The organism is Streptomyces sp. NBC_01426, assembly GCF_036231985.1.
Taxonomy (GTDB): domain Bacteria; phylum Actinomycetota; class Actinomycetes; order Streptomycetales; family Streptomycetaceae; genus Streptomyces.
The window spans coordinates 5,162,598-5,174,877 of sequence record NZ_CP109500.1 but is presented as its reverse complement, the minus strand read 5'-3'; the positions used below and the strand labels follow the sequence as shown (position 1 = coordinate 5,174,877).

Genomic DNA, 12,280 nt, shown 5'->3' with positions numbered 1-12,280 from the left:
GGGGAAGAACAGCCTGCGCGGTGGCGGTCCCGGTCACCCTCGACCACCTGCCCGTCCGGTTGCGCCGAGGGCCCCCTGTCCGTGTTGATGAAAGGGGGCCCCTCGGCGGTATCCGGTCAGGCGGACGCGCCCGGCTCCCCCTGGTTCGGTACGGCGCCGCCGAAGCGGCGATCGCGCTGGGCGTACTCCAGGCAGGCCGCCCACAGGTTCCGGCGGTCGAAGTCCGGCCACAGCACGTCCTGGAACACCATCTCGGCGTACGCGCTCTGCCAGAGCAGGTAGTTGGAGGTCCGCTGCTCGCCGCTCGGGCGCAGGAAGAGGTCCACGTCGGGCATGTCCGGGTAGTACATGTACTTCGCGAAGGTCTTCTCGTTGACCTTCGACGGGTCGAGCCTGCCGGCCGCGACGTCACGGGCGATGGCCTGCGCCGCGTCCGCGATCTCCGCGCGGCCGCCGTAGTTGACGCAGAAGTACAGGGTCATCGCGTCGTTGTCGACGGTCTGTTCCTGGGCGACCTGGAGTTCCTGGACGACCGACTTCCACATCTTGGGCATGCGGCCGACCCAGCGGATGCGGATGCCCAGTTCGTTCATCTCGTCGCGACGGCGGCGGATGACGTCGCGGTTGAAGTTCATGAGGAAGCGGACCTCGTCGGGCGAGCGCTTCCAGTTCTCCGTCGAGAAGGCGTACAGGGAGAGGTTCTTGACGCCCATCTCCAGGCAGCCCTTGAGCACGTCGAGGACGACGCCCTCGCCGACCTTGTGGCCCTCGGTGCGCGGCAGTCCGCGCTCCTTGGCCCATCGGCCGTTGCCGTCCATGACCACGGCAACGTGGTTCGGGACCAGCTCGCCGGGGATCTTCGGCGGGCGCGCACCGGACGGGTGCGGCTCGGGAACCTTGTACTCCCGGCGAGAGCGTCCCAGAATGCCGCGTCGTGCCATGTGTCCAGCTCCTATTTCTCGACGTATCGCAGGGAGCGTAGCCCGCGCTCCAGATGCCAGTGCAAATAGGCCGAGACCAGCCCGCTGCCCTCCCGCACGTGACGCGCCTCGCAGGCGTCCGCGTGACCCCAGTCGCCCGTCAGCAGCGCGCTGAGCAGAGCGATGGCCTCAGACGAGGGTACGACGCTGCCGGGTACGCGGCAGTCTCCGCATATCACCCCGCCCGCGGCGACGGAGAAGTGCCGGTTGGGGCCGTGGATCCCGCACTTCGCGCAGTCGTCGAAGCTCGGCGCGTAGCCGTTGACGGCGAGGGAGCGCAGCAGGAAGGCGTCGAGGATGAGGTTTGGTTCGTGTTCGCCGCGCGAGAGGGTGCGCAGTCCGCCGACGAGCAGCAGGTACTGCTGTACGGCGGGTTCGCCCTCGTTCTCGGCGAAGCGTTCTGCGGTCTCCAGCATCGCGGTGCCGGCGGTGTAGCGGGCGTAGTCGGTGACGATGCCGTTGCCGTACGGGGCGATGATCTCGGTCTGGGTGCAGAGCGGCAGGCTGCGGCCGATCAGCTCGCTGCCCCGGGCGAAGAACTGCACGTCGGCGTGGGAGAAAGGTTCCAGCCCGGCGCCGAACTTCGACTTCGTGCGCCGTACGCCGCGGGCGACGGCCCGCACCCGGCCGTGACCTCGGGTGAGGAGCGTGATGATGCGGTCCGCCTCACCCAGCTTCTGGGTGCGCAGCACGATGCCGTCGTCGCGGAACAGACTCATGGCCCCATTGTCGCCTGTACGGGGACCCGAGCGGGGACGCCTGTACGAGGACCCGCGCGGGGAACGGCGCGGGGCACGGCGCGGGGCGCGGCCCTCCGCCCGGACCGGGGTCCGGGCGGAGGGCCGTCGGGTCGTCGGGCCTCGGGGGGCGGATCAGCCGGCGGGCGTCGCCGCGCCGTCCGCCGTGTCGGGCGCTCCCGCGGTGCCGGGCGCATCCGCCGCGTTCACCTTGTCCGTCGCGGTCACCTTGTCCGTCGCGTCGACCCTGTCCGCCGCGTTGGCCTTGTCCGGCCCGTCCGCCTTGTGCGCGGCGGCCAGGGCGACCGGCGCGTCCGCCTGGGCGGGCAGCACGACCTCCGGGGCGGCGGCGTCGGGGGCGGTGTGCGGGTCGGCGTGCGGATCGCCCTTGCCCAGGCCGTTGAAGAGCAGGTTCATCACGATCGCGGCCGTGGCGCCGAGGGTCACACCGCTGTTGAGGAGCGAGGCGAGGTCCACGCTCATGTGCTTCTCGAAGAAGGCCGGGACGGTCGCCGGGAAGAGCGCGAAGGCGAGGGCGACGCCGACGATCAGGGCGTTCTTCTCCTCCTTGAGGTCCACCTTGCCGAGGGTCTGGATGCCGGCCAGGGCGACCATGCCGAACATCACGGTGGCGGCGCCGCCGAGGACGCCGGGCGGGATCGCGGCGACGACCGCGGCGGCCTTGGGCAGCAGACCCAGGATGATCATGATCACGCCCGCCGCGACGACCACGAACCGGCTCTTGACCTTGGTGACCCGGACCAGTCCGACGTTCTCGGCGAAGGCCACGTACGGGAAGGAGTTCAGCAGGCCGCCGATCGCGGTGGCGGCGCCGTCGGCCCGCAGCGCCCGGGCGACGGTCTCGCTGTCGACGTCCTTGCCGACGATCTCGCCGACCGCGCAGGTGTCACCGGTCGTCTCGACCATGGTGATCAGCATGACGATCAGCATGAGGAGGATCGGGAACCACTCGAACTTCGGGGCGCCGAAGTGGAAGGGCGTCGTGACGCCGATCCAGTCGGACTGGCCGACGGCCGCGAACTTCGCGTCACCGAGGGCGAAGGCGACGAGCGTGCCGCCGACCAGGCCGAGCAGGACCGCGATGCTGGAGACGAAGGGACCGCCGAGGCGCATCATCAGGAGGACGAAGAGCATGGTGGCGACCGCGTAGGCCAGTTGCTTCGGGTCCCCGCCATCGCCGACCAGCGGCGCGCCGCCGACCACGTCCTTGAGGGCGACCGGGAGCAGGACGATGCCGAGGATGGTGATCACCGTGCCGGTCACCACCGGCGGGAAGAGCGACATCGCGACGCGGAAGACGCGTGCGGGCATCCAGGCGAAGGCGAAGGTGGCGATGCCGGCCGTGATGACGGCTCCGTAGATCACCAGCAGGGCGGCCGTGCCACCACCGGCGCCCAGCCCGATGGCGATCATCGGGGAGACGGCGGTGAAGGTGACCCCCTGGACGATCGGCAGTCGGGCGCCGATCCGGCCCATGCCCCAGGCCTGGATGATCGAGGCTATGCCGCAGGTGAAGAGGTCCGCGTTGATCAGGTAGACCAGTTGCTCGGGACTGAGCTTGAGCGCGCTGCCGACGAGGATCGGAACGATCACCGCACCGGCGTAGAAGGCGAGTACGTGCTGGAAGCCGTACAGCGCCAGCTTGGGGAGGGGGAGCACCTCGTCGACCGGGTGCGAGCTCTGCTCTCCGTTGACGGAAAGCCGGGCGGCGACACGTGCCATCTCTGCCTTGCCCTTCGATAGGTAGGTAAACGAGAGGAGATCTGGTCATCCCTGGCCGGAGTGGGTCGCGAACCCGTTGGTCCGCCGGGATGTCAGTGAATTCACGTGCATCGAAGCCCCGCTGTGTTACCGGCGGCGTCTCGTCGTGTGACCGGAATTGAACGCCTGTGGGGGCGCTCACAGATATCGTCGACTTCTACAAAGTGTTGACGTTCCGGGAGCTGCGATCTGGAGCTTCCTCCTCTGGCGGAAACGCGCGGGGGGCGGCTATGGCCGGCGGACCGCGAAGGCCGCGTCCCGCGCCGGGCGCGCACGGCGCTCGCGCGAAGTCCCCGGCGATGACCTGCGCGGACCGCCTTCGCCGGGGTTCGACACGGCCAAGCAGAGCGCATGATTCCAGCCACCGGGCAGGACGGCGCCCCGCTCGCGGAGGGGCCGGTTCCCTCCCGTGGCACGGATCGCGCGGCGCTCCGGTTCGGCCCCGCGAGGCCGGATCGTTACGCCGAGGAGGGGCGCGGCGACCGGTTTCGGATGCGATCGGGGCGGGCGGGACACACGGTGTCCGGACGCGGCCGGACCGGAGCGGGCCGGGTCACAGCGGGCCGGGTCACAGCGCGCCGGGCCGGGCCGGGCTACGGGGCCCGGACCGCCGACAGCAGTCGTGCCACCTCGTCCGTGTCCATCCGCAGCGCGGCGCCCACGGTGGCCAGCACCTCGCGCTCGGCCGGGGTGTACGGCCCGTCGGCGAGGGCGATCCGCGCGCCCTGGAGCAGCAGCGAGACGCGGCCCGGGCCGGCCAGGTGCGGGGCCAGCGGTTCCAGGGTCTCGTGGAGCTCTATCGACAGCGCGGCCCCGCGGCACTCCGGGCCGTCGTACAGCCCCAGTCGGCCCTCGTCGGCGGCCAGGGCGTCCACGAGGGACTCCAACTGCTCCTCGGTGCAGTCCTGGAACCCGGCGGACCGTACGGCCGACACGGCGGCCTCCAGCGTGCTCTGGGAGGCGGTTCCGCCCGCCGCCAGCACGGCGAGGGTCACCGTGTGGACCGCGTCGCGCAGCATCGACGAGAAGCGGGTGGTGGTCAGGTGGTCCAGCACGTCGGTGTCGTAGCGTTCCCGGCAGGCCTGACACTCGACGACGGGCCCGGCCTGGCCGCGCGGCAGCAGCGGGACGCCGAGGACGGTGAACCTGCGGCGGCCGGTGCGGCGGCGGTAGTTGCGGTCACCCCCGCAGCCGGGGCAGAAGAACTCCCCGTCGCCCACCGTGCTCCAGGTGGTCCGGATGCCCCAGGCCGTCAGCTTCCGGCCGTCCCCATCCCGAGCTGGCAGCACGTCGCACCTCCGTAACTCCCCCGTGGCCCTTCGGGCACGGGCGGGACCCCCTGGCACCATCGCCCGGGTTGGCGTGATGTTAGCCACATCGGTGAGGATGCGTCAGTCGTGTGACAAGACAACATCCCCCGGATCCGGGACTTGGCCGATCTCCGCCTGCCCGATTCCGGCCCGCCCGGGCGGCGTTTGGCCTGGCGGCGCAGGGGGTGTCGGCCCCGCGCGGTGGCTCGCGCCGGATCGTGCGGTGGGCGGGATCCGCGTCAACGTCGTGGCCGCCCGCACCATCCGGACGGAGCGGCGCGGAGGTCACGCCGATGACGTCCGGCTCTCCCGTGATGCGCGGAACCCCGCCGCTCCGACGGGAGCGGCGGGGTTCCGGACGGGGGCGGGGAGGGTCAGCGGCCCGCGCGGTTGACGGCGGAGATGACCGCCTTCAGGGAGGCGCGGGTGGTGTTGGCGTCGGTGCCGATGCCCCACAGGACGCGGCCGTCGATCGCGCACTCGATGTACGAGGCGGCCACGGCGGAGGCGCCCTCGCTCATCGTGTGCTCGGTGTAGTCCAGCAGGCGGGCGTCGATGCCGATGCCGGCCAGGGCGTCGAAGAAGGCCGAGATCGGGCCGTTGCCGGTGCCGGTCAGCACGGCGTCGACGCCGTCCACGACGGCCTCGACGGTCAGCGTGTCCGTGCCGTCCTTGTCGGTGGCCGTCGAGCCGGAGCGCAGCTGGATGCGGCCCCACGGGTTCTCCGGGTTCGGCAGGTACTCGTCGGAGAACACGTCCCAGATCGCCTTCGGCGTGACCTCGCCGCCCTCGGCGTCGGTCTTGGCCTGGATGATCCGGGAGAACTCGATCTGCATGCGGCGCGGCAGGTCCAGCTTGTGGTCGTTCTTCAGGACGTAGGCGATGCCGCCCTTGCCGGACTGCGAGTTGACGCGGATGACGGCCTCGTAGGAACGGCCGACGTCCTTGGGGTCGATGGGCAGGTACGGGACCGCCCACTCGATGTCGTCGACCGTCTTGCCGGCGGCGGCCGCGTCGGCCTCCATCGCATCGAAGCCCTTCTTGATGGCGTCCTGGTGGGAGCCGGAGAAGGCGGTGTAGACCAGGTCGCCCGCGTAGGGGTGGCGCGGGTGGACCTCCATCTGGTTGCAGTACTCGCTGGTGCGACGGATCTCGTCGATCTGCGAGAAGTCGATCTGCGGGTCGATGCCCTGGGAGAACAGGTTCATGCCCAGCGTGATCAGGTCGACGTTGCCGGTGCGCTCGCCCTGCCCGAACAGGCATCCCTCGATCCGGTCGGCGCCGGCCATCAGGGCCAGCTCGGCGGCGGCGACGGCGGTGCCGCGGTCGTTGTGCGGGTGCACGGAGATGCAGATGTGCTCGCGGCGGGTCAGGTTGCGGGCCATCCACTCGAAGCGGTCCGCGTGCGTGGACGGCGTCGAACGCTCCACGGTGGCGGGCAGGTTCAGGATGATCTCGCGGCCCTCGCCCGGCTGCCAGACGTCGCAGACGGCCTCGCAGACCTCCAGGGCGAAGTCCAGCTCGGTGTCGGTGAAGATCTCCGGGCTGTACTGGTAGCCGAAGGTGGTCTCCGGGCCCAGCAGCTTCTCCGCGTACTCCATGACCAGGCGGGTGCCGTCGACGGCGATCTGCTTGATCTGCTCCTTCGAACCGCGGAAGACGACGCGGCGGAAGGTGGGGGCGGTCGCGTTGTACAGGTGGACGGTCGCGCGCCGGGCGCCGACCAGGGACTCCACGGTCCGCTCGATCAGGTCCTCGCGGGCCTGGGTCAGTACGGAGATGGTGACGTCGTCGGGGATCGCGCCCTCTTCGATGATGGAGCGCACGAAGTTGAAGTCGGTCTCGCCGGAGGACGGGAAGCCGACCTCGATCTCCTTGTAGCCCATGCGCACCAGCAGGTCGAACATCTCGCGCTTGCGGGCGGGGGTCATCGGGTCGATCAGCGACTGGTTGCCGTCGCGCAGGTCGGTGGACAGCCAGCGGGGGGCCTGGGTGACGCGGGCGTTCGGCCAGGTGCGGTCCGGGATCTCGACCTGCTCGTAGAAGCCGTACTTGTGCACCGGCATCCCGGAGGGGCGCTGGGTGTGGGTCGCGTTCGTGATGGGCGTGGGGCGACCGACAAAAGGCTGCTGGCTCATGGCGTAGGGCTCCTCGCGTGTCCGCGTGTAGTTCGCTGGGACGGCCGACGGGCGGTCGCAAAACCGCAACACCAAACTCCGCGGGGAGGGGGCCGGCCTACGACTACAGACCCTCGCCGCGGCAGCTAAGGAGAAGCAGCCCGAAACGCATGATGGATCGAGCCTAGCCGAGCCGCGCCGTGATGCGAGGACCTGTTTCAGTATGCAAGACCGGGTGGTCCGATTTGCACCGTTTGTGAGGTAAAGCTCTTTCCTGGCCGCCAGGTCCGGGCGATCCGTCAACGTGACGCGGGCGCTTTCAGACAACCGAATGAATCATGGTCGCTGCTAGTGACACGGCCATCACGCACTGCCACATTGCCCGCATGGACGCCACTCACCACCCCGCGCACCCCGTCTTCTGCACGGTGGTCCCGCCCCACCTCCTCGACCGCATCGCCCGGTCCGAGGACACCCGTCGCGCCGACGCCGCGCAGCGCACCCTCGAACGCGACTCCCTGCTGCGCACCCGGCGCCGGGTCACCACCGTCCGGGGCGTCGCCCCGGCGCTCGGCGCACCCGTCTCCGACGAACCGCGCCGCACCGTCTACGACGCGCTGCACCGCACCCGGCTCCCCGGGACGAAGGTGCGCGGGGAGGGCGACGCCCCGACGCGGGACGCCACCGTCAACCGCGCGTACGCGGGACTGGGCGCCACCCACGAACTCTTCCTCAAGGGCTTCGGCAGGCGCTCGATCGACGACGCGGGGCTGCCCCTGGACGCGACCGTGCACTACGACGAGGACTACAACAACGCCTTCTGGGACGGCCGCCAGATGGTCTTCGGCGACGGGGACGGTGACCTCTTCCTCGACTTCACGGTGTCGGTGGACGTGATCGGCCACGAGCTGACCCACGGCGTCACCCAGTACACGGCCAACCTGGAGTACCGGGGCCAGCCGGGAGCCCTGAACGAGTCGATGTCCGACGTCTTCGGCTCCCTGATCAAGCAGTGGTCGCTGGAGCAGACGGCGGACCAGGCGGACTGGCTGATCGGCGCGGGGCTGCTGGGGCCCCAGGTCAGCGGGGTCGCGCTGCGCTCGATGAAGGCGCCCGGCACGGCGTACGACGACGACGAGCTGGGCAAGGACCCGCAGCCGGCGTCGATGGACGACTACGTCCGCACCCACAGCGACAACGGCGGCGTGCACATCAACTCCGGCATCCCGAACCACGCCTTCTACATCGTGGCGACCGAGCTGGGCGGCAAGTCCTGGGAGCGGGCCGGGCGGATCTGGTACGACACCCTCACCGGCGGGGAGCTCGCCGCGGACGCGCAGTTCGCGGACTTCGCCCGGCTCTCGACGGCGGCGGCCGTCGCGCGCTACGGGGACGGCGGACCCGAGCACCAGGCGCTCCAGAAGGCGTGGTCGACGGTCGGCCTGGGGTAGGCGGCCGATCCGGGGTAAGAAGGCGGTCATGCGGATTCTGGTGGTGCGGACGGGCGGTTTCGCGGGCATCGAGCGCCGGGCCGAGGTGGACACCTCGGGCCGGCCGGACGAGGACGAGTGGCGGCGGCTGGCCCGACAGGCCCTGCTGTCCGGTCCGCCCGGACACGGGCCGGACCGGGTGCGGGACGGCTTCTCGTACCGGATCACGGTGGACGGGCGGACGGTGTCCTGCGCGGAGCCGTACCTGTCGGACGCCCAACGCGATCTGATCTCGCGCGTGCTGAAGGAGGGCGCGTAGGCCACCCTCGGGCGCCTGCGCCGCTCCCCCGGTGATCCCTCGGTGATCCCTCGGTAATTGGGAGGCCCGCGAGCCGGCGCTTTGCTTGGATCGGCGGATGACCACAGAGATGCTTTCCGCCCTGGAGCGGTATTACGACACGGTCCCGCGCGTGGGCGGAGCCCGGGCCGAGGACTTCGGGCCGCTCACCCTGTTCGTGCGGGAGGGCGAGGGGTGGCCGTACTACGCGCGCCCCTCGCTCGGCGGTCCCGAGGCCTGCGCGGCCGACGTGGAGCGGGTGCTCGCCCGCCAACGGGAGCTGAAGGTGCCCGAGGCCTTCGAATGGGTGGCCGAAAACAGCCCCTCGTTGCGGGCCGCGGTGGAGGCGGCGGGACTGCGCGTCAGCTCCCATCCGCTGATGGTGCTGGAGTCCGTACGGCCGACCCCGGCCCATCCGGACGTACGGGTCCTCGGCGCGGACGACCCGCTGCTGGCGGCTGCGGTGACGGTGCCGATGCTGGCGTTCGCGGCCCCGGGCACGGCGCTGGGCGAGGCCGGGCCGACCGAACTGGCGGCGGCGCTGACGGATCCGACGGTGGAACCGCGCCGCGCGCGGGTCTCGGGTCAGCTCGCCTCGGGCGGCACGGGGATGGCCGCGGCCGTACGGGACGGCGTGGTGCTCTGCTCGGGCCAGTACATCCCGGTCGGCGACGTCGCCGAGGTCGTCGGCGTCGGCACCCTCCCGGCGGCGCGCCGGCAGGGCCTGGCCCTCGCGGTGACGGCGGCCCTGGTCGAACAGGCGCTGGCGGGCGGGGCCCGGACGGTGTTCCTGTCGGCGGGAGACGAGGACGTGGCGCGGATCTACGGGCGGATCGGCTTCCGCCGCGTGGCGACGGCCCTCATCGCGGAGCCCGTCCCACCCGCCCGGTAGCCCCTCGGGTCCGGCCGGCGGGGGTCCGGCGCGGTGCGGCGGATGCCCGTCCGGACGGGCGCGCGGTTGCCGAAACGGCAAGAGTGTTTGGCGCTTCGGGGTGCCCGGGCGGAGCATCGGCGACACAGGCACCCGGACGGTCGGGGCCTGGCCCGTACCCTTCCCCGCGAGACCGCGAGAGACCGAGGTTCCCGTGTCCGACCACGTGCACACCGACGCCCAGCCGCCCACCCCGGAGCCCGGTGCCACGGGCGAGGAGTTCTGGGACGGCCGCTACCGGGAGAACGACCGGATCTGGAGCGGCGAGGCCAACGTCGCCCTGGTTCGCGAGGCGGCGGACCTCGCCCCGGGCCGGGCCCTGGACCTCGGCTGCGGCGAGGGCGGCGACGCCGTCTGGCTGGCCCGGCGGGGCTGGCGGGTGACCGCGACCGACATCTCCGGGGTGGCCCTGGAACGAGCTGCCTCGCACGCGGCGGACGCCGGCGTCGGCGACCGGGTGGAGTGGCAGCGGCACGACTTCGCGCACTCCTTCCCGGCCGGCGAGTACGACCTGGTCTCCGCCTGCTTCCTGCACTCGTACGGGGACTTCCCGCGCGAGCGGATCCTGCGCCGGGCGGCCGCCGCCGTGGCCCCCGGCGGAGTCCTGCTGATCGTCGGCCACGCGGGCTGGGCGCCCTGGCAGGAGCCGCCGGTCGAGGGCGTCCGCTTCCCGAAGCCCGCCGAGGTCGTCGCGGACCTGGAGCTGCCCGACGGCGCCTGGGAGGTGCTGCTGGCCGAGGAGCACGAACGGGCCCAGAGCCGGCCTGACGGCCGGCCCGGGACCCGGTTGGACAACGCGGTGAAGGTCCGCCGGCTGCCCTAGTGCGTCTCTTCTCGCCCTGATCGAGGTCAGAAGCCGAGCTTGCGCAGCTGCTTGGGGTCGCGCTGCCAGTCCTTGGCGACCTTCACGTGCAGGTCGAGGAAGACCGGGGTGCCGAGCAGCGCCTCGATGTGCTTGCGCGACTTCATCCCGACCTCCTTCAGGCGGGAGCCCTTCGGGCCGATGATGATGCCCTTCTGGCTGGGCCGCTCGATGTAGACGTTCGCGTGGATGTCCAGCAGCGGGCGGTCCGCCGGGCGGTTCTCCCGGGGGATCATCTCCTCGACGACGACGGCGATGGAGTGCGGGAGCTCGTCCCGTACGCCTTCCAGCGCGGCCTCGCGGATCAGCTCCGCGACCATCACCATCTCGGGCTCGTCGGTGAGGTCGCCCTCCGGGTACAGCGGCGGGCTCTCGGGCAGCAGCGGCGCGATCAGGTCGGCCAGCAACTGGACCTGGCTGTCCCCGACGGCCGAGACGGGGACGATCTCGGCCCACTCGAAGCCGAGCTCGGCGGCGAGCTGGTGGATGGCCAGGAGCTGTTCGGCGAGCTGCTTGGACTCGACCAGGTCGGTCTTCGTCACGATGGCGATCTTGGGGGTCTTCTTGATCCCCGCGAGCTCCTTCGCGATGAACTTGTCTCCTGGGCCGAGCTTCTGGTCGGCCGGCAGGCAGAAGCCGATGACGTCGACCTCGGCCCAGGTGGAGCGGACGACGTCGTTGAGGCGCTCGCCGAGCAGGGTGCGCGGCTTGTGCAGGCCGGGGGTGTCGACCAGCACCAGCTGGGCGTCCGGGCGGTGCACGATGCCGCGGACCGTGTGGCGCGTGGTCTGCGGCCGGTTGGAGGTGATCGCGACCTTGGTGCCCACGAGCGCGTTGGTCAGGGTCGACTTCCCCGCGTTGGGGCGGCCGACGAAGCATGCGAAGCCCGCGCGGTGCGGGGCGGTGGGCTCGGGGGAACGATCGCTCATACGGGCCATTCTCCCCGATGCGACTCCCAGCGCCGACCAGCCCACCGCCAGGACGGTCGAAGCGCCCGCCAGGAGGGTGGCCAGGAGGGGGTGCGCGGCATGCTCGACGGCGCCCTCGGCGGTGGTTCCCGGGGCCTGCGCCCGGATCGTCAACCGGGTCCACTCCAGGGCGGGCGGGCCGTCCCACCTGCTGCTCAGCCGTACGTCCTGGCCCGGCAGCAGCTCGGCCGGCAGGCCGGTGAGGGCCCGCCGCGACAGGGTGCGACCGAAGGCTCCGGAGACGGTGAGGACGGCGCGGGGCCGGAGGGTGACATTGCCCCGGTTGTGGAGCGTGTACGTGACCTCGGCGCGTCCGTCGCTCCCGCCGACCCGGACGTCCCGGACGGCGAGGGCGGGCGCGGTCGGCCCGGTGACCCGGAGGTAGAGGCGGGCCGCGACCGCCTGTCGCACGTCGACGCCCGCGCCGGCGTCCTCCGGTCGGTCCTCCAGGGCCACGACGGCTCCGGGATGGTCCCCCGGCTCGGCCCGGTCGGGGACGGTGACGGTGAACCCGACGTCGACCGATCCTCGGGCCGGCACGGTCACCCGCTCCCGGGCGAGCGCGGTCCAGGCGGCGGTGGCGCGACGCGGCTCGTCGAGGCCGCGGACCGCGAAGCCGCCGTCGCGGGCGGTGTTGTGGGCGTCGGCGGCGTACAGCCGGAAGGTGCGGGGGCGGTCGGTGCGGTTGGCGACGGTGACGGTGTCCCGGACGACCGTGCCGGGGGCGGCCGCGAGGTAGAAGTACGGGCGCTGTCCGAGGGTGTTCGCGGCGGGGAGCACGGACCACCGGCCGTTGTCCGCGGCCGTCGCCGGTCCGGCGCCGGCG

10 protein-coding genes and 1 pseudogene are annotated in these 12,280 nt (G+C 71.8%); 4 read left to right on the top strand and 7 right to left on the bottom strand.

Annotated elements, in window-relative coordinates; all coding sequences use genetic code 11:
• Window positions 1–116: 116 nt before the first annotated feature.
• The 5 genes from OG906_RS22920 to leuA form a co-directional block, all read right to left on the bottom strand.
• Window positions 117–941 carry an isoprenyl transferase gene (locus OG906_RS22920; protein WP_053681972.1) on the bottom strand — a complete coding sequence of 275 codons (825 nt, stop codon included), beginning with the start codon at window positions 939–941 and terminating at the stop codon, window positions 117–119.
• Window positions 942–952: 11 nt separating this feature from the next.
• The gene (gene recO, locus OG906_RS22915; RefSeq protein WP_329445377.1) at window positions 953–1,699 is read right to left on the bottom strand and encodes a DNA repair protein RecO; all 747 of its coding nucleotides are present in this window, start codon (window positions 1,697–1,699) and stop codon (window positions 953–955) included.
• Window positions 1,700–1,852: 153 nt separating this feature from the next.
• Window positions 1,853–3,460: a nucleobase:cation symporter-2 family protein gene (locus OG906_RS22910; RefSeq protein ID WP_329445375.1), complete on the bottom strand. Its 1,608-nt coding sequence runs from the start codon at window positions 3,458–3,460 to the stop codon at window positions 1,853–1,855.
• A gap of 632 nt (window positions 3,461–4,092) precedes the next feature.
• On the bottom strand, window positions 4,093–4,788 hold the full coding sequence (locus OG906_RS22905; protein WP_267803007.1) for a TerB family tellurite resistance protein: 696 nt from the start codon (window positions 4,786–4,788) through the stop codon (window positions 4,093–4,095).
• Window positions 4,789–5,183: 395 nt separating this feature from the next.
• The gene (gene leuA / locus OG906_RS22900) at window positions 5,184–6,947 is read right to left on the bottom strand and encodes a 2-isopropylmalate synthase (RefSeq protein ID WP_267826249.1); all 1,764 of its coding nucleotides are present in this window, start codon (window positions 6,945–6,947) and stop codon (window positions 5,184–5,186) included.
• Window positions 6,948–7,312: 365 nt separating this feature from the next.
• Here leuA and OG906_RS22895 point away from each other — a divergent pair, with 365 nt between their 5' ends.
• The 4 genes from OG906_RS22895 (at window position 7,313) to OG906_RS22880 (ending at window position 10,447) form a co-directional block, all read left to right on the top strand.
• Window positions 7,313–8,377 (top strand): M4 family metallopeptidase, encoded by a 1,065-nt coding sequence (locus OG906_RS22895; RefSeq protein WP_329445370.1) that lies wholly within the window; start codon window positions 7,313–7,315, stop codon window positions 8,375–8,377.
• Window positions 8,378–8,405: 28 nt separating this feature from the next.
• Window positions 8,406–8,675 (top strand): protealysin inhibitor emfourin, encoded by a 270-nt coding sequence (locus tag OG906_RS22890; protein WP_267803003.1) that lies wholly within the window; start codon window positions 8,406–8,408, stop codon window positions 8,673–8,675.
• A 97-nt stretch (window positions 8,676–8,772) separates the two neighbouring features.
• Window positions 8,773–9,585, top strand: a complete 813-nt coding sequence (locus tag OG906_RS22885; protein ID WP_329445367.1) for a GNAT family N-acetyltransferase — start codon at window positions 8,773–8,775, stop codon at window positions 9,583–9,585.
• A 193-nt stretch (window positions 9,586–9,778) separates the two neighbouring features.
• Entirely contained in the window at window positions 9,779–10,447 is a 669-nt protein-coding gene (locus tag OG906_RS22880; RefSeq protein ID WP_443067407.1) for an SAM-dependent methyltransferase, read from the top strand.
• A gap of 26 nt (window positions 10,448–10,473) precedes the next feature.
• Here OG906_RS22880 and era read toward each other — a convergent pair whose 3' ends face one another.
• Both era and OG906_RS22870 read right to left on the bottom strand, forming a co-directional pair.
• Complete coding sequence (era, locus tag OG906_RS22875; RefSeq protein WP_053682004.1) at window positions 10,474–11,424, bottom strand: GTPase Era; 951 nt, start codon at window positions 11,422–11,424, stop codon at window positions 10,474–10,476.
• Between the two features lie 498 nt (window positions 11,425–11,922).
• Window positions 11,923–12,234 (bottom strand): annotated as a pseudogene (locus OG906_RS22870) (WxL protein peptidoglycan domain-containing protein); the annotation flags it as partial.
• Between the last annotated feature and the right edge of the window lie 46 nt (window positions 12,235–12,280).

Excerpts from the sequence above, each read along its gene's own strand:
- OG906_RS22920 (WP_053681972.1), bottom strand. The coding sequence starts at position 941 with ATGGCACGACGCGGCATTCTGGGACGCTCTCGCCGGGAGTACAAGGTT.
- recO (WP_329445377.1), bottom strand. The coding sequence starts at position 1,699 with ATGAGTCTGTTCCGCGACGACGGCATCGTGCTGCGCACCCAGAAGCTG.
- OG906_RS22910 (WP_329445375.1), bottom strand. The coding sequence starts at position 3,460 with ATGGCACGTGTCGCCGCCCGGCTTTCCGTCAACGGAGAGCAGAGCTCG.
- leuA (WP_267826249.1), bottom strand. The coding sequence starts at position 6,947 with ATGAGCCAGCAGCCTTTTGTCGGTCGCCCCACGCCCATCACGAACGCG.
- OG906_RS22895 (WP_329445370.1), top strand. The coding sequence starts at position 7,313 with ATGGACGCCACTCACCACCCCGCGCACCCCGTCTTCTGCACGGTGGTC.
- OG906_RS22890 (WP_267803003.1), top strand. The coding sequence starts at position 8,406 with ATGCGGATTCTGGTGGTGCGGACGGGCGGTTTCGCGGGCATCGAGCGC.
- OG906_RS22885 (WP_329445367.1), top strand. The coding sequence starts at position 8,773 with ATGACCACAGAGATGCTTTCCGCCCTGGAGCGGTATTACGACACGGTC.
- era (WP_053682004.1), bottom strand. The coding sequence starts at position 11,424 with ATGGCCCGTATGAGCGATCGTTCCCCCGAGCCCACCGCCCCGCACCGC.